This is a genomic window from Micromonospora sp. KC721, from assembly GCF_004348355.1.
Classification (GTDB): Bacteria; Actinomycetota; Actinomycetes; order Mycobacteriales; family Micromonosporaceae; genus Micromonospora.
Window position 1 is genome coordinate 18,484 of record NZ_SMJY01000034.1, and the last position, 21,340, is coordinate 39,823.

Annotated in this window: 24 protein-coding genes and 2 pseudogenes; 15 read left to right on the forward strand and 11 right to left on the reverse strand. The window is 68.9% G+C overall.

What is annotated here, in order from left to right:
• The first annotated feature begins 329 nt into the window (after window positions 1–329).
• Window positions 330–455, forward strand: coding sequence for a hypothetical protein (locus E1182_RS32950; RefSeq protein WP_371687528.1), 126 nt, complete (start codon window positions 330–332; stop codon window positions 453–455).
• A gap of 688 nt (window positions 456–1,143) precedes the next feature.
• Here E1182_RS32950 and E1182_RS09055 read toward each other — a convergent pair.
• Complete coding sequence (locus E1182_RS09055; protein ID WP_132262879.1) at window positions 1,144–1,653, reverse strand: DedA family protein; 510 nt, start codon at window positions 1,651–1,653, stop codon at window positions 1,144–1,146.
• 149 nt (window positions 1,654–1,802) lie between these two features.
• Here E1182_RS09055 and E1182_RS09060 point away from each other — a divergent pair, with 149 nt between their 5' ends.
• Both E1182_RS09060 and E1182_RS09065 read left to right on the forward strand, forming a co-directional pair.
• A complete protein-coding gene (locus tag E1182_RS09060) occupies window positions 1,803–2,975 on the forward strand; it encodes a sensor histidine kinase (RefSeq protein ID WP_132262881.1) in 1,173 nt (390 codons plus the stop codon).
• Complete coding sequence (locus tag E1182_RS09065) at window positions 2,972–3,670, forward strand: response regulator transcription factor (RefSeq protein WP_132262884.1); 699 nt, start codon at window positions 2,972–2,974, stop codon at window positions 3,668–3,670. The genes E1182_RS09060 and E1182_RS09065 overlap by 4 nt, the downstream gene beginning before the upstream one ends.
• On the opposite strand, the gene E1182_RS09070 is transcribed toward E1182_RS09065, so the two are convergent.
• From E1182_RS09070 to E1182_RS09120, 8 genes are all read right to left on the reverse strand, one after another.
• Window positions 3,613–4,257, reverse strand: coding sequence for a class I SAM-dependent methyltransferase (locus tag E1182_RS09070; RefSeq protein ID WP_243706117.1), 645 nt, complete (start codon window positions 4,255–4,257; stop codon window positions 3,613–3,615). The genes E1182_RS09065 and E1182_RS09070 overlap by 58 nt on opposite strands.
• 438 nt (window positions 4,258–4,695) lie before the next feature.
• A complete protein-coding gene (locus tag E1182_RS09080) occupies window positions 4,696–4,977 on the reverse strand; it encodes a hypothetical protein (protein WP_132262886.1) in 282 nt (93 codons plus the stop codon).
• A gap of 571 nt (window positions 4,978–5,548) precedes the next feature.
• Entirely contained in the window at window positions 5,549–5,872 is a 324-nt protein-coding gene (locus tag E1182_RS09090; protein ID WP_132262888.1) for a site-specific integrase, read from the reverse strand.
• Window positions 5,873–6,249: 377 nt separating this feature from the next.
• On the reverse strand, window positions 6,250–7,032 hold the full coding sequence (locus E1182_RS09095) for a matrixin family metalloprotease (protein ID WP_165942560.1): 783 nt from the start codon (window positions 7,030–7,032) through the stop codon (window positions 6,250–6,252).
• 330 nt (window positions 7,033–7,362) lie between these two features.
• A complete protein-coding gene (locus tag E1182_RS31625; RefSeq protein WP_207921325.1) occupies window positions 7,363–7,602 on the reverse strand; it encodes a hypothetical protein in 240 nt (79 codons plus the stop codon).
• Between the two features lie 155 nt (window positions 7,603–7,757).
• The gene (locus tag E1182_RS09110; protein ID WP_132262893.1) at window positions 7,758–7,973 is read right to left on the reverse strand and encodes a 4-oxalocrotonate tautomerase family protein; all 216 of its coding nucleotides are present in this window, start codon (window positions 7,971–7,973) and stop codon (window positions 7,758–7,760) included.
• Window positions 7,961–8,383 (reverse strand): nuclear transport factor 2 family protein, encoded by a 423-nt coding sequence (locus tag E1182_RS09115; RefSeq protein WP_132262895.1) that lies wholly within the window; start codon window positions 8,381–8,383, stop codon window positions 7,961–7,963. Before E1182_RS09115 ends, E1182_RS09110 begins: the two co-directional genes overlap by 13 nt.
• Window positions 8,380–8,985, reverse strand: a complete 606-nt coding sequence (locus E1182_RS09120) for a flavodoxin family protein (RefSeq protein ID WP_132262898.1) — start codon at window positions 8,983–8,985, stop codon at window positions 8,380–8,382. Before E1182_RS09120 ends, E1182_RS09115 begins: the two co-directional genes overlap by 4 nt.
• Before the next feature lie 121 nt (window positions 8,986–9,106).
• Here E1182_RS09120 and E1182_RS09125 point away from each other — a divergent pair, with 121 nt between their 5' ends.
• The 4 genes from E1182_RS09125 to E1182_RS09140 all read left to right on the forward strand — a co-directional run bounded on the left by E1182_RS09125 (window position 9,107) and on the right by E1182_RS09140 (window position 12,816).
• Window positions 9,107–10,018: a LysR family transcriptional regulator gene (locus E1182_RS09125; protein ID WP_132262900.1), complete on the forward strand. Its 912-nt coding sequence runs from the start codon at window positions 9,107–9,109 to the stop codon at window positions 10,016–10,018.
• A 112-nt stretch (window positions 10,019–10,130) separates the two neighbouring features.
• Window positions 10,131–10,802, forward strand: a complete 672-nt coding sequence (locus E1182_RS09130) for a response regulator transcription factor (protein ID WP_132262933.1) — start codon at window positions 10,131–10,133, stop codon at window positions 10,800–10,802.
• Window positions 10,799–12,160 carry a HAMP domain-containing sensor histidine kinase gene (locus E1182_RS09135; RefSeq protein ID WP_207921326.1) on the forward strand — a complete coding sequence of 454 codons (1,362 nt, stop codon included), beginning with the start codon at window positions 10,799–10,801 and terminating at the stop codon, window positions 12,158–12,160. The genes E1182_RS09130 and E1182_RS09135 overlap by 4 nt, the downstream gene beginning before the upstream one ends.
• 152 nt (window positions 12,161–12,312) lie before the next feature.
• Window positions 12,313–12,816: an SgcJ/EcaC family oxidoreductase gene (locus E1182_RS09140; RefSeq protein ID WP_132262903.1), complete on the forward strand. Its 504-nt coding sequence runs from the start codon at window positions 12,313–12,315 to the stop codon at window positions 12,814–12,816.
• 349 nt (window positions 12,817–13,165) lie between these two features.
• On the opposite strand, the gene E1182_RS09150 is transcribed toward E1182_RS09140, so the two are convergent.
• Entirely contained in the window at window positions 13,166–13,453 is a 288-nt protein-coding gene (locus E1182_RS09150; RefSeq protein WP_132262906.1) for an FtsX-like permease family protein, read from the reverse strand.
• 9 nt (window positions 13,454–13,462) lie between these two features.
• Between E1182_RS09150 and aroQ the strand changes: the two genes are divergently transcribed.
• From aroQ to E1182_RS09165, 3 genes are all read left to right on the forward strand, one after another.
• Entirely contained in the window at window positions 13,463–13,981 is a 519-nt protein-coding gene (gene aroQ, locus E1182_RS09155) for a gamma subclass chorismate mutase AroQ (protein WP_207921327.1), read from the forward strand.
• Between the two features lie 262 nt (window positions 13,982–14,243).
• Window positions 14,244–14,432 (forward strand): hypothetical protein, encoded by a 189-nt coding sequence (locus tag E1182_RS09160; protein WP_132262911.1) that lies wholly within the window; start codon window positions 14,244–14,246, stop codon window positions 14,430–14,432.
• Between the two features lie 176 nt (window positions 14,433–14,608).
• On the forward strand, window positions 14,609–17,710 hold the full coding sequence (locus tag E1182_RS09165; RefSeq protein WP_165942561.1) for a S8 family serine peptidase: 3,102 nt from the start codon (window positions 14,609–14,611) through the stop codon (window positions 17,708–17,710).
• Between the two features lie 223 nt (window positions 17,711–17,933).
• Here the strand turns inward: E1182_RS09165 and E1182_RS09170 are convergent.
• Window positions 17,934–18,131: pseudogene (locus tag E1182_RS09170) on the reverse strand (IS5/IS1182 family transposase); the annotation flags it as partial.
• A 541-nt stretch (window positions 18,132–18,672) separates the two neighbouring features.
• On the opposite strand from E1182_RS09170, the gene E1182_RS09175 reads away from it, so the two are divergent.
• The 5 genes and pseudogenes from E1182_RS09175 (at window position 18,673) to E1182_RS09185 (ending at window position 21,126) form a co-directional block, all read left to right on the forward strand.
• Window positions 18,673–19,722: a glycoside hydrolase family 11 protein gene (locus E1182_RS09175; protein WP_165942562.1), complete on the forward strand. Its 1,050-nt coding sequence runs from the start codon at window positions 18,673–18,675 to the stop codon at window positions 19,720–19,722.
• A 230-nt stretch (window positions 19,723–19,952) separates the two neighbouring features.
• Window positions 19,953–20,138, forward strand: a pseudogene (locus tag E1182_RS32955) (multicopper oxidase domain-containing protein); the annotation flags it as partial.
• Window positions 20,139–20,175: 37 nt separating this feature from the next.
• A complete protein-coding gene (locus tag E1182_RS32715) occupies window positions 20,176–20,307 on the forward strand; it encodes a hypothetical protein (RefSeq protein WP_256370825.1) in 132 nt (43 codons plus the stop codon).
• A gap of 173 nt (window positions 20,308–20,480) precedes the next feature.
• The gene (locus E1182_RS32805) at window positions 20,481–20,576 is read left to right on the forward strand and encodes a hypothetical protein (RefSeq protein ID WP_305792122.1); all 96 of its coding nucleotides are present in this window, start codon (window positions 20,481–20,483) and stop codon (window positions 20,574–20,576) included.
• A gap of 163 nt (window positions 20,577–20,739) precedes the next feature.
• A complete protein-coding gene (locus tag E1182_RS09185; RefSeq protein WP_132262922.1) occupies window positions 20,740–21,126 on the forward strand; it encodes a hypothetical protein in 387 nt (128 codons plus the stop codon).
• Window positions 21,127–21,340: the final 214 nt, after the last annotated feature.

The following is a 21,340-nucleotide window of genomic DNA, read 5'->3' on the forward strand; positions in this document are numbered from 1 at the left end:
GCCTGCTCGACAACGCGCATCGCTGGGCGGCTGACCGCCACCCGGGTAAGCCAGAGGGCGAGCACCGCTCCTACTGCACCAGTGGCTACATCGAAGTACACCGCGCGGCACCCTCGGCATCCGAATAATCCAGTGTCGGCCGGCGGACCCGGAGGCCAATGGCCTAACTCGAGCGGGCTAACGGCTATCTGGAGACGTCGTTCCTGCCCGGGCGCCGCTTCGCCTCACCAGGCGACCTCAACGCCCAACTGTCCGAGTGGCTGGTGCGGGCGAACCAGCGGCAGCATCGGACGCTGGATGCCGGCCGGCCGCTGCCACCGGTCGCGCCAGTGGTCGGCTGGCGGCAGACCACCCGGCTGTCCCGCGATCATTACGTGCGCTTGGACGGCAACGACTACCCGGTGCATCCGTCAGTAATCGGCGAGTTGAAGCCACCGCCGACTGCGACCACGTGACGGTGCTCTGCGACGGCCGACCGGTGGCCCGACACGACCGCTGATGGGCCAAGCATCAGAGCACCGGCCCCGCCCACCGCCAAGCCACCGCCGACCTGCGCATCGCCACCCAACGCACCCCGGCGACTGCCGTCGACGCCCGATTCGCACGCCGGCCGTTGACCGACTACGACCGCATGTTCGGCCTCGACGTCGAGGTGGCAGCGTGATGGCCGCCAAGACCAGCCGCGACGTCGCCTCGGAGATCCCGTTCCTCACCCGCGTACTTGAAGGCGCCGTCCCTGGCCGCCTCCGTCGAACGCCTGGCGGAGCCGACCGGCGCCTACGTCAGCAAGGAACACCTGATGGACCTGGCGAGGAAGCTCGATATCCGTGGCCGGTCACGGATGAACAAGGCGGATCTGTCGAGGCCAACAACGGCAGCACCCAGAAGGCCCGCGGAAAGTAGGCGGAACGGAATGGCGGCCGGCCTCTCGCCCTCCGCCGAGAGCGTCACCGAACGTCTGGGCACCTGAGCCGCGGACACGAGCGAGCGCGCAATCATGATCGCGTTGTTCGGTGATTGCGGCCCTACGGCGATCAACAACGTGCAGATGCCGGGTTAGGAACTCCCGTTCGGTTTCGGATCGGCGGTTCAGATCGGAGCAGGAGCGTCGCGGAGTCGGGCCGGCGCTGTGCTGTCGTGCTGTTATCCCGCGGTGCCGGCGGCGTAGCCGATCAGGATGGTGCCAGGTGCCCACACCACGACGGCGACGGCGTCGTACACGAGGAACCGGCGGTAGTGCATGCCAGCGGCGCCGGCCACCCGCGGCACGAGCGTGCGTACGAACGCGGTACACCGGCCGATCGTGACGGCGATCCCGCCGCGTCGCACCAGGTGCTCGGCACGCCGCCAGCGTCGGCTTCCGATGCGCCGGCCCAGTCGACCGGTGCGCAGCCGGGGGCCGATGACGCGGCCCTCCCAGTAGCCGACCGAGTCGCCGAGCAGCGCGGCCAGCACCGCGACTGCGGTCGTCACCGGCAGGTCCAGCGTGCCGGTGGCCGACAGTGCGCCGAGTGCCAGCATGACCGACGCGGCCGGCACGAACGCGCCGAGGAGCACCCCGACCTCGGCCGCGATCAACAGCGCACCGGCGGCGTAAACGGCCGCAGGTGGCAGCTGCGACCCCCGCTCCACCAGCCAGATTCCCAGATCCATCTCCCGACCGTAGGCGGGCCGCAGGGCGTCCGGCCTCGATCGATCGGGTCCGGACGCGGCCGGTGCGTCGGCCGGCCGACCGGTGGAACGAGGCACGCCGGCCGATCGAACGAGACCCGTGGGCCGGTGGTGGTCCGTATCGTCGCGGTGTGGACGTGACAGCGCGCTGGCCAGCCCGCCCGGTGCTGTTGTGCACGACGACCGGTACCGCTGTCGCCGTAGTGAACACGCTGCTCGACTGGCCGATCGGGACGGCGCAGCGGTGCATCGCGATCGCCTTGGCCGTCGCGAGCGGCCTGCTGCTCGGCACGCTACCCAGGTGGCCGCTGGTCGCGGTCGGCGCCGAGGCGGTCGTGGTCGTGGTGACCACGTGGTTCTCGCCATTCACCAATGCTGCAGCGCTGCTGTTTCTCCTCGTCGCGCTCGGCGTGCTCGGCCACCGTGCGCGTTGGCCCGTCACGCTGGCCGGTGCGGTCGCGACATACGCCGCGCTGGTGGTGCAGGCGTCGTTCGGCAGCGACATCGACGCGCCGTTGTTGACGCTGCTCGGCATGACTGCCCTGCCAGTGGTGGCCGGTCGCTACCTGGCCGGCCTGCAGCGGGCCCGGCGAGTGGCCGAGGAGCGGGCCGCGGAGGCCGAGGCGCGCCACAGGGCCGAGACCCATGCGGCGCGGCTGGCCGAGCGGGCCCGCCTCGCCCGGGATCTGCACGACATCATCGCCCACCACGTGGGCGCGATGACGCTGCGGGCCAGCGTCGGCACGCTCGCGCTGGACAACGACGGCGACCCGGCGGTGGCCCGCGCCGCGCTCGTCGACGTCGCCACGGCCGGGCGTCAGGCGCTGGACGAGCTGCGCAGCGTGCTGGCGGTGCTGCGCGACCCGGATGCGGTCGACGCCGGCGAGGGGTCGGCGTTGGTGACCGACCCGGAGGCGACACTTGTCGACGCGATCGACCGGCTGCGCCGGGCGGGCATGCCGGTCACCTCCGAGGTCGACCCGCGGCTGGCCGACACCTCGCTGCTGGTTCGCACCACGGTGGTCCGGGTCGTGCAGGAGGCGTTGACCAACGTCCTCAAGCACACCGGCCCGGGCACCGAAACCACGGTCGGCGTCACGGTTTCCGGCACCGGCGCGGTGCGCGCGGTGATCGAGAACGCGCCGCCGTCGGGGCCGGGACCGATGCCGCTTCCGGCATCCGGTCAGGGGTTGGACGGGATGCGGCAGCGGGTCGCCGTGCTCGGTGGCACGCTGACCGCCGCCCCGACGTCCCGGTCGGGATGGCGGGTCGAGGCGAACCTGCCGGGCAAGGGGCAGGCATGATCCGTGCGCTCGTCGTCGACGACCAGGGCCTGGTCCGGGCCGGCATCCGGGTTTTGCTCGACACCGCACCCGACATCGAGGTGGTCGGGGAGGCGGCCGACGGGCACAACGCGGTGCGGCTGGTCGAGCGGTTGCGCCCGGACGTCGTGTTGATGGACATCCGCATGCCCCGCGTCGACGGAATCGAGGCGACCAGGCGGCTGCTGGCCGCGGCACCGTTGACGAACGTGCTCATCCTCACGACGTTCGCCGACGACGACAGTGTCTACGGCGCGCTGAGCGCCGGTGCGGTGGGATATCTCGTCAAAGACGGCGAGCCGGCCGACATGCTCGACGCGGTGCGCCGGGCCGCGCGTGGCGAGCCGCTGCTCGCACCGTCCGTGCTCGCCCGCGTCGTCGACCGGGCCCGGCGCTCCCACGCCGCCGACCGGGACGGCGACATCGAGCAGCCTGACACCGCGGTCCTGGCCGCGCTCACCGCCCGCGAGCGCGACGTGCTCAGCCTCGTCGGCGTCGGGCTTTCCAACGCCGAGATCGCCCGTGACCTGAACGTCGGTGTGACGACGGTGAAGACGCACATCGTGGCACTGCTGGAAAAGCTCGGTGTCCGCAACCGGGTGCAGGCCGGCATCCTCGCTCACCGGCTCGGACTCGTCGACGAGCAGTTCCGCCCATGCCGGGCACCGGCGGACTGATGCCGCGGCCGGCGAGCGTGGTAGACCAGCGCCGGTGGCAGGTTCGCCCACACCGTGCGGCCGGCCACCACCTCCTCGAAGACGCCGGTTAGTCGGTTGCGCAGCCGCCGGGCCGGGCTGGTCCAGCTCGCGTGCAGGTACGCGAACGTGGTGAACGCGCCGTGCGGCGCCATGCCGGCGACGATCGCCGCCATCGTCCGGTCCACCAGCGCGGCGGGCAGCACCGTCCAGGGCAGCCCGCTCACCACCACGTCGGCCGGTGGTAGCCCGTACGCGGCGAGCACGTCCGGCAGGTCCTCGGCGGCCGCCGCCACCACGTCCACCATCGGAAACCGGCGCCTCAGCAGCGCGGTGAACACCGGGTCAACCTCCAACGCCAAGTGGCACCCTCGACCGCCAAGCCTGCGCTGAATCAGCTCGGTGAACGCGCCAGTGCCCGGCCCGAGCTCGACCACCACAGGATGACCGGTGTCCGGCACCGGCACCGTGGCCCGCCACGCGAGCCGCGACGAACTCGGTGCCACCGCGCCGACGCGCCGCGGGTTCTGCAGGAACCGGCCTAGGAACAACGCCGTCTCTATCGTCACGACGCGCACGCTACGAGCCGGCACCCGGCCGACGCCTCGATCGGTTGGCCGCAACGTCGACCGGTCGATCGGTACGCGGGCCTACACGGCGCCGGTGAGCCGTCCTGCGACAGGAATCCGGCAACCGAGCGGCAGCACATCTGCTAAGGCCCGTACGTGAGCGGTCGCCTGACTCCCGCACGCCGTTCCCGGCCGCTCTGGTCCTGCGGCCAGTGTGCAGGACCGGGCCGGGCGCCACAGGTGCTGGACTCCATTGACGAGCAAGAACCGAACCTCGGCTGATCTGGGCCAAGTGGTGGGCCAGGACTGTGTGGGCGTGGCGGTCGGTTTCGGCGTACCAGGTGAGCTGGCCGCCGAGCACCAGCTCGACGGCCATGTCGAGCCCGCCGTACCCGGTGCAGAGGGATCCGATGCGTGGGGCGGTGGTGTGCGCGAGGCTCACGCCACCGTCCCGCGCCCGGCGTCGGCTGTCACTGGCTCGTCGTGGAGGCAGGTCCACGGGCCGCAACCAGGCGCATCACCGGTCTGGAGGCTGCCGGCTTCGCGGGCGGCGGGGGAGCCGTACTCGGCGAGGTCCTCGGTGTTGAGCGTGAGTCCGGCGGCCATGAGCTTGGCCCAGGCCGCGTCGTCGATGATGCGCGGGTTGCGGCCAAGTGCGGCGCGGACCGACACCGGTGAGGACAGCACCCCGGCGCGGGTCGAACCGCGAGCGAGCTGCACGAGGTGGTCGTAGGTGACCTCGCGCAGCGACGCGCTGCCGGTGGTGAGGATGACGTCCAGGACGCGTTGCCGCTCGTCGCACTCTGCGCCTCACGGTGGGTGCCCCAGGCGGTGAGTACGCCGATCGTCTCGTCGATCGCCGCGCGGACCGGCTCGGCACCGAACATCAGGTCGGCGAGGCGGTGCACCGTGGCTGCACAACTGAGTCCAGGCCGCCTCGTCCCACTGCCAGAACGGCCCTTGGCGGCGGCTCATCAACCGCAGCAGGTTGCTCGGCGCGTTCTGGTGGTCCTTCGGCCAGGACGTCGTGAGGGCGTCGATGGGCTCAATGATGTTGCGCAGCGTTGAACACGCTGATGGCGTCGGGCACCACCACCGCCCAGGCGGTGTTCTTCATGCCGAGACTGGTGACCTGCACGTCGTTCGGGATCAGGCCGCCGGCAGGCGTTCCCGCTATGACCGCGAAGCTGGACCAGTCCGGTCGGCTGCCGGGACCAGGCTGGCGGCGGGCAGGGCGGTCATTCGGCCACCGTCCGTCAGCGAGGCCAGCAGCGCCTATCGCTGCGCCTGCTCATGCTGCGGTGCAGCCGTTCGGCCAGCATCCGGCCGCTGAGGTGGATGTACTACAGCGTGGTGTCGAGGTCAGGTTTCCGGCGTACTGGGTGAACTGGTCGAGCGTCCACTCGGCTCGGGCTAGGTCCGTGAGGCACAGATGCCGGAAGGTGTGCGTGGACAGCCGCACGACCCCGGAGCGGACGGCGATTCCTTCGACGATCTTCGACCAGCTCCAGCGGCTTAGCATGGCACCGTGATTGCGCGGTGATTCGCTGCGCAGCAGCGCGCCGCCGAGCCGGCCGAAGCGCTCGCGTCGGTGCCGCAGGTAGGCTGCGAACAACTGGGCGGTGGCAGCGCCGTAGGCCGCCGAGACCTCCCGCGCCCGTTTGCTCTTGGGGTGGTCTCGGCCCGCAGAGGGATCAGCGAGTAGGCCGGGTCGACGTCGTCCACCTCAAGCGCGACTTTGCCGTTGGCGGGGCGTGTCGGGCGTGATTCGTTGGTGCCGTAACCAGGAGTGCCCGGGCGAAGGCCTCGGCGCGGTAGCCATGCCCCGGCCACCGCGCCGGGCAAGGATCGCAACCATGACAGCGCCGGCCACCGCGAGCAGGTCGCGGTGGCCGAGGCCGTGATTGTCGTGTGTCAGTCGCCGAGACGGCTGAGACGAGGTGTCCGCTCAGTTCGCGCTGGCGTGCCGCCGTGCACTACGCCTGGGCGGGATCAGTAGAAGCGCGTGATCAGCGCCCGGTCGTCGCTGTTCGGGTACTTGCTGACGTCGGATGCGCCGTACGCGTACAGGCAGCTCGACTTCGACGTGTTGTGGCCTAGCCCCAGCACATGGCCGAGCTCGTGGCAGGACGTCTCCCACCGGACGCTCTCGTTGTTGTGGTAGTGATCGTTGAGGTAGACCGAGACGTGGGTGTGGTAGGTCCGGGCGGCGTTGAGGTGGCGGACGGTCTCGCCCATCCAGCCGCTCGCGCCATAGTTGGCGCTGACCACCTCCACGCAGTGAGCGCTGCTGGCGCAGCCGGCGCTCGGCGCGCGGTAGATGGAGTCGATGCCGGAGGCCTTGTTCCACTCGGTGACCGCGCGGCCGACCGGCCACTTGGCGCTGGAGCGGTCGAGGAAGTGGATGACCGGCCGGGGGTTACCCTTCTTGGCCCACTTCACGAAGCAGGTAGCCGAGCTGGCCCAGGTGCGTGCGGTGCCCTGTTTGCACGCGGCGGCCTGTGCGGTGATGTCGTCGTCCTCCCGGATCACGACGTTGGGTACGCCGCTTTCGGTCAGCAGTTGGGCCAGTTGGGCCGGCGTGACGCCAGGCGCCGGCCGGAAGAGCCTCTCGACGACGGTGCCGTCGGCGTTCTCTGTGATCGACAGGACGTCCGCGTGCGCCCCTCCGGCGCCGTCGTCGGCGCTTGCCGGCGTGGCGGTGCCGAGAGCCATGGCCAGGGCAGCCAGGGTGGCCAGGCCCCATGGGAGCAGCCGCCGTTTGGGAGTGTTCACGGTTACCTCATCCGATTTGTTGATCAAGGACGTGGGCGATCGTGACAGTCCACACTGGCCAGTGTCGAGCGTTTGTGAACATCGGCATGACATGCAACCTCACACGCGATTCTGACGTCGTCAGCTTCCGTGTCGCGTGAGTGCGTCTACAAGGGTTCGTCCTCCAGGCGCTCTGCATAGAACGATACTCAGGGTGACGCAATATTGCGGCTACTGTAACGACCTCGTGCATGGTTCCGGATCTCTGAGCATCGGTGATCGTTGGCTCTGTCATCGTTGGTGCTGCGATCATGATGAATCGTCGGATGACAGGGCCGTCTCAGCTGGTGATCAAGCGCCTGGTCGCGGAGCTGGCGCCGCGCTGGCAGGCCCGGCACCGTGATCGGCTTGCCGCGCGGGCGCGTCGGCGTGGGATTGGCGCTGGGGCGACAACACCAGTTCGCGTTCAGGGACCGACTGGTGGCCACGCTGGTGCATCGCGCGCAGCCGCTCCGGCTCGGAATGGTCGAAGTGTTCGTGCGTGATGAGCACACCGTCGACATGGGTCAGCGCCTCGAATTCGGCGGTCATCGCACCCGGGTCGATGACGAGGGCACCGTCCGTCCTTTTCGACCCGGACGCAGGCGTGACCGAACTTGCCTGACGAAGAAACCCACCACACCGGCGTTGCTGGCGCACCAGCCGCCCGGCAGCTGGGTGTACGCCGTTGCGAGCCGGGGCCGTGTTCAGCCCACCGGCGGGAGCGCCCGGCGGCGATACTCCTGCACCGGCAGGCCGGCCACGCCCCAGTTCGCGAGCGGGATCTCGTCGATCACCACGTGGGTGGTGGCCGGTTCCTTGTCGAGTACCCGGCACAGCAGTTCGGTGGCGCCGGCGATCAGGGCGGCCTTCTGGGCGGTGCTGACCCCTTCGTCGGTGACCCGAATGTTCACGTAGGGCATGTCGTCGACTCCTCCGGGACGAGTTCGTAGTGGAAAACCTTGCTGATGATCTGCCAGCGGCCGTCGAGGTAGACCAGTGCCAGCAGGTCGGTGAAGCGCTTGGGTCCGATGGCGCAGGTGACCACGGCGCTGGCGGTGGCCGGACCGGCCAGTTGCACGGCGACGACGCCGTCGCGTCGCGGCTCGCCACGGGAGGCCGGCGCCGGACGCGCCGCCACGACGGGGAAGTACTGGTCCATGGTGAGCCGGGTCAGGGACCCGTCGGTGGCCGTGGCGTACACCGCCCCCGGGTGGAACACGCGGGACAAGCGGGCCGTGTCGCTGTGGTAGAGCCCGTCGAAGTACTCCTGGAGGACCTCGTCGATGTCCGCGCGGGTGGCCGGGTCCGGCTCGCTGAGGGCGCCGCTCACGCCGGGACCGCCTTCGTGAGTTCGGCGCTATCGGCGGCAGGGCGCCAGTTCAGCGCCATCCGCGCCACTCGTCGGCCCAGGTACTCGGCGGTGCGCCGGTCTGAGGCGGACGGGCCGGCTTCGGGGCCGAGGTCGGCCGGGGACTGGCCCATCGCGCCGAGGAAGCCCGCCAGCCGATTGAGATCCTCCGGCGAGCCGGTGCTGGTGTTGTTGCCCGGCAGCAGGCCGAGCCCCACCCACACCATGCCGTGCTGCATCGCGAACAGGGCCAGGTGTTGAAGGGTGGCAAGCTTGTCGCCGTTCAAGCCGGCGGAGTTGGTGAAACCGGCGGCTAGCTTGTCCCTCCACCGCTGCTCGGCCCAGCGGCCGGCGGTGGCATCGAGAAACGCCTTGAACGGCGCGGACGGTCCGGCCATGTACGTGGGGGCGCCGAACACGATGGCGTCGGCTGCGTCCAGCACGTCCCCGTACCGGTCGTGATCGTCGACGGCGATCAGGTCGACCCGTACCCCGGGTACGGAACGGGCACCCTCGCGCACCGCCTCGGCCTGCACCCGGGTGTGTCCGTATCCGCTGTGGTAGATGATCGCGACTCGCGTCATCGCTGCTCCTTGCCTCGTCGATAGCTCGCTCCGGCGCCTTGGCCGGCACGCGACTCCACGCTATGAACAGTCGAGCTATTCATCCAATACCGACTCTGGATGTCATCGATAAACTGCGGTTATGGATGTCGACCTGCGGGACCTGGAGCTGCTGGAGGCCCTGGACCGGCACACCACCCTCACCGCCGCCGCTCAACACCTGTATCTCAGCCAGCCGGCGCTGAGCCAGCGACTGATCCGGCTCGAGGAGCGGCTGGGCACCCCGCTGTTCGAGCGACGCGGCCGACGCCTGATCGCCAACCGGGCCGGCCAGCGGATGCTGCGCGCCGCGCACAGGGCCCTGGCTGAGGTGCGGGCCGCGACGCACGAGATATGCCGGACCGCAGCCGGCCGGACACGACCGGTGCGGCTGGCCTCGCAGTGCGCCGGCACCTACCAGTGGCTGCCGCCCGTGGTGCGCGCGTTCCGCCAGCGGATGCCCGGCGTGGAGGTGCTGGTCGAACACCTGCCCGACGGCGAGGTGATCCCCGCGCTCCTCGCCGGAGACCTCGACCTCGCCCTCGCCTGCAAGCTCGACGTGGCGATGGAACGGCTGCGACTTCAGCGACTCTTCGACGACGAACTGGTCGCCGTCGTGTCCACCAACCACCCCTGGGCGGGGCGCGCCGTGGTGCGGGCCGAAGACTTCGTTGACGTCCATCTGCTCCTGTCCGACGCCTACGACCAGAGCCGGTCGCCGACGGTCGCGCTGCCGATCCCCGCGCGGGCCCGCCCGGCCCGGTTGACCACGGCACCCATCACCACCGAGCTGCTGATCGAGACGATCGCCTCTGGCGACTCGGTGTCGGTGCTGCCCACCTGGACCGTCGCGCCCTACCTCACCAGTCACGGCGTAGTCACCGTGCCTGTCGAGGGCGCTGAGCAGCACCGCACCTGGTACTGCGCCACCCGGCACGGCCAGCTACCCGAAGCGGTGGAGACCTTCGCCGGGCTACTTGCCGGCAGCGTCGCCACCTATGGATCAGAAGGTTAGGGGTTCGAGTCCCTTCGGGCGCACAAGATGCAAGAACGCCCGTTGCGGTTGATTGGCCGCGTGCGGTGCACATGATCATGAGCGCTGGCAGGGCGCGTGGAAAGATGGCGCGGTGCGTGTGCTGCTGGTGGAGGACGACGACTCGGTCGCGGAATCGCTGAAGCGCGGGCTGGCGCGGTACGGATTCGAGGTGGACTGGGTCCGCACCGGCGGCGAGGCGTTGGCGGCGTCCGGGCAGGATCTGGTCCTGCTCGACCTCGGCCTTCCGGACACGGATGGTCTCGACGTCTGTCGCCACCTCCGTTCTCGCAGTGGGGTGCCGATCATCGTCATCAGCGCCCGCTCGGAGGAAGTCGACCGGGTTGTCGGGCTTGAGATCGGCGCCGACGACTACGTGTCGAAGCCGTTCGGCATTCGTGAGGTGGTGGCCCGGATGCGGGCGGTGCTGCGGCGCGTGGGAATGAACACCGGCACCTCCGACAGCGCGACCGATCAGGTCGTGCTCTCCCAGCGCCTGGTGATCGACCGTCGCGCTCGCCGGGTGACCCTCGACGGTGCCGAGGTCCCGCTCACGCCCAAGGAGTACGACCTGCTCGTGCTGTTGTCCGAGGAGCAGGGCGCCGTGTTCACCCGCGAACAGATCATGGAGGCGGTGTGGGACGCGAACTGGTTCGGCTCCACCAAGACGCTGGATGTGCACGTCGCCGCACTGCGCCGCAAGCTGGGTGACGTCGTTGCCATCGAGACGGTACGTGGCGTCGGCTACCGGTTGGCCACACGATGATCGTCCGCCAGCTCGTGGCGACCTATGTCCTCCTGGTCGCGCTCGCCATCGGCGGCTTCACGATCCCGGTGGCGGTCACGTTGACGGGGCAGCTTCGCAGCGACACCGAGAGTGCGGTACGTCGAGAGGCGGAGACGGGCGCCAGGCTGCTCGCCGTGGATGACGATCCGTCGCGGCAGGCGTTGGACAGCCTGGTCGACGCTTTCGAGCGGGAGACGCCGGGGCGCATGGATGTGCTGCTGGCCGGAGGGCGTCCGGCAGGCCCGCGGCCGATGCCGGTAGCCAGCGACGACGCGGCGTTCTCCGCCGCGTTGGCGGGCCGGGAATGGCAGCGCTGGGGTCATGCCGTGGCACTGGACGCCGAAGGCCTGGTGCTCGCCGTGCCGGCGCAGGCGGAGAACGGTGAGGTGGTGGGAGCGGTACGAATCAGCTATCCCGCCGCACCCGTCGACACGCGGATCCGGGAGATCTGGCTGTTCCGCGCCGCGCTGGCTGTGGCGGTGCTGATCGTGGCGGCGTTGCTGGGCAGTTTGCTCGCGCGGCGCCTGACCAGGCCGCTGCGGGAACTCAACGAGATGGCGAGCGTGCTCCGCGACGGTGATCTGACCGCGCGGGCCAAGGAGTCCGGGCCCGCCGAGGTACGCACGTTGGCACGTACGCTCAACACCGCCACGGAGACGATCGACGCGCTGATCCGATCGCAACGGGCGTTCGTCGCTGACGCGTCGCATCAGCTTCGTACGCCGTTGACGGCGCTGCGGTTGGCGCTGGACAACATCGCCGACGGCACTGACGACCCCACGACCCGCGAGGACGTCGAACGGGCCACGGCCGAGGTCGTCCGCATGACTCGCCTCGTCAACGGCCTGCTGGCGCTGGCGAAGGCGCAGGCCCAGGTGGCCCCGGTCGCACGGGTGCCGGTCAACCGGGTGGTGGCCGAGCGGTTCGAGATCTGGCGTGCCGTCGCCGACGACCGGACTGTCGAGCTGCGCCTGGACGCCCCGGCTTCGGACGTCTTCGCCCTCGCCACGCCCGGCCACCTGGAGCAGATGCTGGACAACGTGCTCTCCAACGCGCTGGACTTCTCGCCCGGCGAAGGCGTCGTGACGGTGTCGGTCCACCGACAGGACAGCCAGGTGGTGATCACCGTGCTGGACGACGGCCCCGGGTTGTCGCCGGCCCAGCGGGAACGGGCGTTCGACCGGTTCTGGCGTGGGCCGGCAGGCCAGGGGCGGTCCGGCTTCGGCCTCGGGTTGGCGATCGTGAAGCAACTCGTGGTGGACAACGGCGGGACGGTGGATCTCGCCGCGGCTCCGTCGGGCGGCGCCGCGGTGCGTATCACCCTGCGCGCCGCCTGACGATCTCTCCTCGTGACGGTTAGGTGACAGAAACCTCGGCCAACATTCCCCTGGCCCAACCTTTCCAGTTCCCTTTCCCTGCCTTGTCTGGTTGCTGTACGGCCCTGACTCATAGTTGTTCATAAGCAACTCGACAGAAAAGGGGTTGGGTAATGCGCAGGACAGTTCGAATCCTTGTCGCCGGTGCCGCCGGTGCTGCCCTGGTGGGTGCACCCACGTTCGCCTGGGCTGACGCGAGTGAGGCCAAGCGCCCGAAGGTCACCGCGACCAAGGCGCAGAAGCCGACCAAGGCGACGATTGCCAACCTGTTCACCCAGTGGAACGCGGCGCTGGCCACCGGCGACCCGAACGTGGTCGCGGACCGGTACGCGAACGACGCCGTACTGCTCCCGACGGTCTCGAACCAGGTGCGTACCAACCGTGCGCAGATCGTCGACTATTTCGTGCACTTCCTCGAGAAGAAGCCGCACGGCGAAATCAAGCAGTCCTACATAAACATTCTCGATGAGAACAGTGCTATCGACACAGGTGTTTACGTATTCACGTTGGCTGCCACTGGTCAGCAGGTCGAGGCCCGCTACACATACGTCTACGAGCTGCGCAATGGCGAGTGGAAGATCGTCAACCACCACTCGTCGGCTATGCCCGAAGGGTGACAGGTCCCGGTCGGCTCAGGCGTAGGTGTCCTCCCCGATGCCGTGGAGAACACCTACGCCCGCCGCCCGCCTTGGGCTTTCCCCCGGAGGTGTGGACCCCTGAGACTGGATCTTGAGTCCAAGAGGAAGGGGTTCGCCCAACGCAACAGACCCCGGGTGGCCTCGGGATCATCGACAGTGCGCTCGTCCTCGGGCTGGTCACCGGTGGCATCGAGACCAGCACCGCCATCGCCGCCGTTGTGCTGTACCGCATCATCAGCCTCGGACTCACCATCGACGCACGCTTGTCACCTGGGCCGTCATCCAGTACCGCAGCCGGCATCGCCTTTCTCCGCCAGCCCTCCGGCCGTTACTTTCCGGCGCCTCTCAGCGTGAATCTGGCGGAGATCGCCGTTGCCGCCAGCGCGAGGGTCGCCACGGCGGCGACCACCGTGAGGTAGGTGTGCGGCGGCACATGCGGCATCGATGACCCCGTCATGCCGGTGCTGAACGCCACGAGCGTTACCAGCGAGATCGCCGTACCGATGAGCATCGAGATGGTCGTCGCCGTCACCGTCTCCGCACGCAACATCCGTGCTGCCTGCCGGCGCGTGGTGCCCACCTTGAGGAGCAGGGCGAGCTCCCGCGTCCGATCCATGCTGTCCCCGTGCAGGCGGCTCCTGGGCGCACTGTCACGACGGGCGCGCTGACCCAGCTGGTCAACCTTTCCGCCGAGCGGATTCTGCTCGCCGACAAGGTGGCTGCCGCGAAATTCGGCACCAGTACGCCGATCGAGGATCCGGCCCGGGAGCAGCAGGTGCTGAACCAGGCCGCCACGCTGGCCGCCGAGGCAGGCATCGACCCGGAAGAGACGGTCGAGTTCTTCCGGGCCCAGATAGAGATGAGCAAGTTCGTGCAGCGGGGCCTGTACGAGCTATGGACGGCGCGCCCGGAGCTAGCTCCCGCCGAGCGTCCAGACCTGGCCACCGAGGTGCGTCCGCAGCTGGACCGCATCACCGTGGCCTTCGTCGGGCAGCTCGCGGCCTCGGAGGACCTACGTGGTCCATCCCCGCGGTGCGCCGTCTCCTTGATTGTCGCCGGGATGGCCGCCGATTGCTGCTACCACCTGGACCGGCTGCGCCAGCGTGCCCTGTGGGGTGCGGTCGAGCCGGTGTGCGCCGCTTGACGGTTCGACCATTGAGGTCCCGTCCGAGCCGCGGATCGGACGGAACCTCTCGCCGTCCACAACTCCTGCCGGTCGGGTTGTCACGCCGGCTACCGCCGAGCCGCGTTCCTTCGAGCCTGCCCCGGCAAGGCGGATAGACAACGGAAAGCGGCCGCCGACCTACGCCTCAAACCGGCCTCGTCCGCGAGTTCGAGGTCGGGGAGTCGCGCGAGCAAAGCGGACAGGGACAGTCGAAGTTCGAGGCGGGCAGGCGGTGGATCCCATGGCCGAACGCGAAGTGCTCACCGGAGCGATGAGTGTTGCGCTCGTCCGGATGCTCATTGACGCTCGGATCGAGGTCGGCGGCCAGAATGGAGACCAGCACTCGATCGCCTGCTCGGACGCCGGCGTCACCGAGCCGGAAGGGTTCTGTGACCTCGTGGGCAGCGTGGTCCGATCCGAGTTTGTGTGACCGCCGTGCAACCTGTCGCGGCATTCCAGCGTACTCGTGGCATGACAACCTTCCATACGGTGCGACGGCGAACAGCTGTCCTGCTCGTTACCGCCATGTCGGTCGCCGTGTCAACAACGATCGGCGCACAGACTCGAGCGGCGGCCGCGGCGCCGGCGGCGCATAGGCCCTACACCGTGACGTTGGTGACCGGAGACCGGGTGAGCGTCGCGTCGAGGACCGCCACCACGGCCTCCGTCGAGCCTGCGGCCGGACGCGAAGACATGTCGTTCGCCATGTCCGTCGTGGGGGGACACCTTCTGGTCATTCCCTCCGACGCCCAGCGCCTGGTACAGACACAACGCGCCGACCGGCGGCTGTTCGACATCTCGGAACTCATCAAACTCGGGTACGACGACCGCGGGCGGTCGACCGTTCCGTTGATCATGGAAGCTGCCGCTCTGCCGGCGCTCAAGAAGACCGTGAGCGAGCACGGCGCACGCACGACCCGGGAGTTGACGGCCGTGAAGGCCGTGGCGGTCAGCGCGCCGAAGGACAAGACGGCCTCGCTGTGGGAAGCCGCACGTAATGACAGAGCGGTGCACAGGATCTGGTTGGACGGCAAGCGGCAGCCCTTGCTCGACGGCAGCGTGCCGCAGATCGGCGCACCGGCCGCCTGGCAGGCCGGATACACCGGCAAGGGTATTTCGGTGGCCGTTCTGGACACCGGCGTGGACGCGAGCCACCCGGACCTGGCCGGCCGCGTCGTAGAGCGAAACTTCACCGCCGAAACGGGGGACCGGGTCGGGCACGGCACACATGTCGCATCGATCATCGCTGGTACGGGGGTGGCCTCCGGCGGCAGGTATCGTGGCGTGGCACCGGAGGCGACCGTGGTGTCGGGCAAAGTGTGCGAGATGAGCGGCTGCAGTGAGTCGGCGATCCTGGCCGGCATGCATTGGGCTGCCGTCGACCAGGGCGCCCGGGTGATCAACGTTAGCCTGGGCGGGGAAGACTTCCCATCTGTCGATCCTCTCGAGGAGGCTGTGACCGCGTTGACCGCGCAGACGGGAGCGCTGTTCGTCATCGCCGCAGGCAACGCCGGCGCCGCCGATACGGGCACGATCGCCTCACCCGGTAGTGCGGACGCGGCGCTGACCGTCGGCGCCGTTGACAGCTCCGACGCGGTGGCTGGGTTCTCCAGCCGCGGCCCGCGTACCGGCGACGAGGCGATCAAGCCCGACATCTCCGCGCCTGGGGTGGGCATCGTCGCAGCGCGTGCGGCGGGCACCGAGATGGGCGAGCCTGCCGCGGACTTCCCGGCTTCCTACGTTGCCGCCGATGGCACGTCGATGGCCACCCCGCACGTCGCGGGTGCTGCCGCATTGCTCGCGCAAGAGCATCCGGGATGGAGGGGCGATCAGCTGAAGGCCACCCTCATGGGCGCGGCTGAGCGGACCGCGGACAACGCCGTGTTCGACCAGGGTGCGGGCCGCGTCGACGTGAGGCGGGCGATCACGCAGACCGTCACCGCCGACCCGCCGTCGGTGTCGTTCGGGCTGCAGCCATGGCCGCATGACGACGACACGGCGCTCACCAAGACGATCACGTATCGCAACACCAGCTCTGTCGCGGTGGCGTTGGCGCTGAACTTGACCCACACCAAGGCGTTCACGCTGAGCACCTCGCGCGTCGAGGTACCACCCGGTGGTACCGCCGACGTGACCGTCACGGCTGACACCCGCCACCTCGGCGTGGGGCCGTGGACCGGGCATGTCGTCGCCACCGCTGGCGAGACGCGCGTCGTGACGCCGCTCGCGGTCCGCAAGGAGGATGAACGCTACGCGGTCACGCTGCGTCATATCGGGCTTGACGGCAAACCCGCGAGGGACTACCTCACCCAAATCTTCCAGCCCAACGGCCGGGACTCCTGGTTCCCGTACGACCCGAGCGGCACCGTGACGCTCCGGCTCCCGAAGGGGCGGTACACCACGGCCACCTATCTGCACACCTCGGCGACTCAGAGCCACTCTGGGTCCGCGCTGCTGTACCAGCCGATCCTCGACGTCAGCGGAGACACGTCTGTCACGTTCGACGCCCGCCAGGGCAAGCCGGTCAGGCAGTCGGTACCCGACCGTACCGCCGAGGCCCATGGCGTCTTCTTCGGTGTCTCGATGCAGGTGGACGGCGCATCCGTGCGCTACGGCACCCTTCAGCAGGGCTTCGACAACGCCCGCATCGCCGAGATCGGCACCCATGTCCAGGCGACCGGTTACGTGATGAGCACCTGGGCCCGGCGCGACAGCGGAGATATCGGCCAGGACAGCCCGTACGCGTACTACGTCGGCGAGCAGGTACCCGGTGACGTCCTGCTGGCCGGCTATCACCGTGCGTTCCGGATCGGCGAACTCGCCGCCGTGACGCAGACGATTCACAGCTACGCCCCCGGGCAGATCGCTCGCCAGTGGATGCAGTTCAGTCGCGACGATGGCGAGGTGCTCGGCGTGGGCCGCCTCGGGATGCGCGCTCCGGGGAACCGAATCAACTACTACAGCACTCAGGCCGGCTCGTCCTGGCTGCCGCAGACCGCGATCGGTATGCCGGCCGGCGGCGACCGCATCGCCGGGCTCCGGTTGACCGGCTCGCCGTTCGCGCCGCCCGCGGGCAGCAGCTCCGTGCAGGAATGGGGCGCCGCGCCGTACACAACTGCCTTCAACGATTCTCAGCAGTGGGTCACCCGATCCGGTGACACGCTCCAGGCTGTCATCCCGTCGGTGTCGGACGCGGGCGCCCACTCCGGCTACGACACGACACAGTCCGTGACCACCAGGCTGTACCGTGGCGACGAATTGCTCGACGAGCAGGACTGGGTGTATGTCGCTGCCAGCGGCCTGCCCGCCGGGCCGGCCAGCTACCGGATCACGCAGGACACCACCGGCAGCATCGGTGGCCTCGGCACCCGGACCCAGTCGATCTTCGCGTTCCAGGATCCCGCAGAGATCTTCACGATCCGGTACGAGCCCCGGCTCGACTCCCGCTACGCGGTGGTCGCGGGCACCCGGCAGCGGATGCCGGTGAAGGCTCTCGACACGGCGGGCAGGCCGATCGAGGTCCGACAGCTCGCCCTGGAGTTCTCGTTCGACGACGGCACAACCTGGCAGTCGGCCGTGGTGGCGAAGGGTGCTGTTACGCTGCGCTACCCCCGGGGAAGCGGACACGTTTCCCTTCGCGTGAGCGCAACCGGCGCGACCGGAGCCGAGACGACTCAGACTGTTATCCGCGCCTACCGTTACCAGTAGGGCCGTGTGGGGCGGTCGCTCGGCCGCCCACACGCCCTGAATCCGCGTTCAGGACCGGCACCGGTCGCCCGGAGGTCGGTAGACCCCGGTCCGGGCGGCGAGATTTCCTCGCCCGGCATGCAACGGATGGTGAGCCGATCCCGCGTCCGATTGTGAGCGTGACGGAAGGCCGATGGCTATATCAGAGGACGTCTGATTCACGTACTTGGTCGGTTATGTGGTTTTACTCGTCTCGCCGGGGTGGGGTGGTTTTGGTGGTGAGGCGTTTGGTGAGGTTGTCGATCATGGCGATGGTGATCATGTTGGCGGAGTTGTCGGGTCGGGCTTGGTAGTCGCGCACGAGTCGCAGGTGGTGCATGAGCCCGCCGATGGTGCGTTCGACGATCCAGCGGCGTGTGACGACGGTGAAGCCTTTGGCCCGTCTTGCGCCTCTGTCACGCACTCCGCACGGGTTGCCGCAAGCACCGCGAGCACGGCCGAAACTTTCGGAATCATCAGGTTGTGCGTTTCCCACCTTCTTCCGGGTCTATCGACGCCTGACCAACACGACCGACCTTGTGCCCTTCAACCTGGGAAAACGTCCGGCTGGTCCGGCCGACCCGAGGTGTGGTTTCCGAAATGTTTCCGATAGGTGTTGACGGTGTGACGAACTGGTGTCGATACTGGCGGCAGCGACATTGACATAACTCAATTTTGTCTCGGGCTGCCACCGCGGCCCGGAACTCCGGTCGTCGAACGCGTGACGACTGGCCCCCACCACCGCGTGTGATGGCCCACGCACGGTGGCCCGACACCACGGCCACCGACAGTCCTACCGGGTCGCGTATCACGCTGTCTGGCTTTCCGCCAGCCCTTCACGAGGAGGAAGCATGCATATGCACAAGGCTCCCGTCCAACGGAAGAGTCGCAGAGGCGGCCGCCTCAGGATGCTCATCGGCAGTGCATGCGCCGTAGCGTTGGTCATGACCGGCGCGGCCGTGCTCCTGGCCAGCCCCGCCCAGGCCGAGGCCGACCGGCAGGTCTGCTCGAACACCACCGGCACGCACAACGGGTTCTACTTTTCGTTCTGGAAAGACAGTGGCGACGCCTGCATGGTGCTGCGCGAGAACGGCCGGTACTCCAGCTCGTGGAGCAGGAGCACTAACAACTGGGTCGGCGGCAAGGGCTGGGCCACCGGCAGCCGCCGAACGGTCAGCTACTCGGGCACCTACAACCCGGGCAACAACAACACCTACCTCGCCCTGTACGGATGGACGCGGAACCCGCTCATCGAGTACTACATCGTGGAGAACTTCGGCAGCTACAACCCGAGCAGCGGGGCCCAACGGCTGGGCACGGTCACCACTGACGGCGGCACCTACGACATCCTCCGCAGCCAGCGGGTCAACGCGCCGTCGATCGACGGCCCCGCCACGTTCTACCAGTACTGGAGCGTCCGCCAGCAGAAGCGCAGCAGTGGCACCATCACCACCGCCAACCACTTCGACGCCTGGGCCCGCGTTGGCCTGAACCTCGGCAGCAGCTGGGCCTACCAGGTCATGGCGACCGAGGGCTACCAGAGCCAGGGAAGCTCCGACATCACCGTCCGGGAAGGCACCTCCAACCCCGGCAACCCCACCAACCCACCGCCCGGTACCGGCCAGATGATCGTGGGCCAGCAGTCCGGCCGGTGTCTCGACGTCCCGAACGCGAGCACCACCAACGGCACCCAGCTCCAGTTGTACGACTGCTGGGGTGGCTCGAACCAGAGGTTCACCCACACCTCGAGCAGGCAACTGACGGTGAACGGCAAGTGTCTGGCCGCCTCAGGTGGGGGCACCAGCAACGGCACCCCGGTGGTCCTCTGGGACTGCCAGGGCGGCGCGAACCAACAGTGGAACATCAACAACGGCACCATCACCAGCGCGCAGTCAGGGTTGTGCCTCGATGCCGGCGGTACCGGTAACGGGACACGGATCCAGCTGTACGGCTGCTGGGGTGGGGCTAACCAGCAGTGGAGCCTCCGGAACTGACCCGGCGCCACGGGGCCAGGCACTGACGGTCTGACCCCGAAGGCTGGTGCGGCTGGGGTGCCGACGATGGTCGGCACCCCAGCCTCCGTGCGGAGGGCCATCCGACGAGGTGCCCGGGATGGACGGCTTCGGTCAGGACGTGGTGCCGGTGACCGAGCTGCCGTTCGGGTGTCCCGGTACGGGCGGACGGTGCCGGTGCGGAACGCCGCTTCCGCCTCGGCGACTTCACGATCAACGGCAGGACGACGGACATGGCCCGCATCGGCGATGTGGTGCCCACGGTGGGTGACCGAGCGGTGGTGATCAACAACGATCAGGGCGTGCCGCACAACTTCCACATCCACAACGCCGCGTTTGCGGTGACTGCCGTCGCCGGGCGGCCGCCGTCGCCGGAGTCGACCGGCCGCAAGGACACGGTGTACGTCGCGCGCCGGCCAGAGCGGCTCGAGGGTGGTGGTGCTGACGACGTTCGACCTCGACGAGTACGTATTCGCCGCGCTGCGGGCCGGTGCCAGCGGTTTCCTGCTCAAGAACGCGCCACCGGGCGACCTGCGGCGTGCCGTCCGCGTGGTGCCGGCCGGGTAGACCCTGCTCGACCCAGCCGTCACCTGGCGCGTCGTCAAGCGACACGCTCACTCGGCGGCGGGCGTCCGCGGCCTCGACACGCTGACCCCCTGCGAACGCGAGATCGCCGACCTGGTCGCCGCGGGCTCACCAGCGAGGAGCTCGGCGCCCGGCGGGTGGTCAGCGAATGAACGGTGAAGACGCACATGCGGCACATCCTCGCCAAGCTGCACGCCCGCGACCGCGTTCAGATCGTGATCGCTGTCTACGAGGCCCGCGCCGCGCTGTAGCTCAAACCTTCGGGGTCACCAGCCCCGGGTGGCGGTGATGGCGGCATTACGTCAGGTGGCCGCGGAGTGGTGCGTCCAAGGCGGGCAGTACGCCGCGCGACCCGGGCGCAACCGTGGCATCCTTGATAGACAGTGAGCTATGTCTATCGTGAGGGATGTCGACATGCGACCTCGGCTGCTTTCCATCGCTTCCGCGCTGGCGCTCGTCATGAGTGGATCGGTGCTGGCGTTGATGCCCGCCAGCCCGGCCAGCGCGCACTGCGGCGGCCACGGCCACCATCCGGACCTGTACGGCGGAGGCGGCATCTCGTGGGGAGAGGGAACCTACATCCGCGCCTATCCGCACAGGGACTGCCAATCTCACGGACAGGGATACCCGGGTCAGGGGATCGACGTCCACTGCGCCACGCTGACCGGCGACCTCTGGTTCTACGTCCGTAACACCACTACCGGGATCAACGGGTGGTCCCGACGAGACGCGCTCCGCTTCTCACAGACCGTCACCATCGCCGACTGCTCGAACGCGGCCGCCGCACACCGGGTGGCCTGAACGGGCTGAGCACTGGAACAAGCACCTCCACAAGCCACGATGAGGGCCCCCTCCCATCCGGGAAGGGGCCCTCATGGGAGTGTGGATCTAGTGCCTCGTCTTTGAACGTTGATCGTGTAATCCGTCGGTTCTGAGGACGGATCGGGCAGGCTGTCTCCCGACGTTCATGGGAGGTGGTGGCCGGTGGGCAGACGCCCGGAGGTGTTCGTCCGGC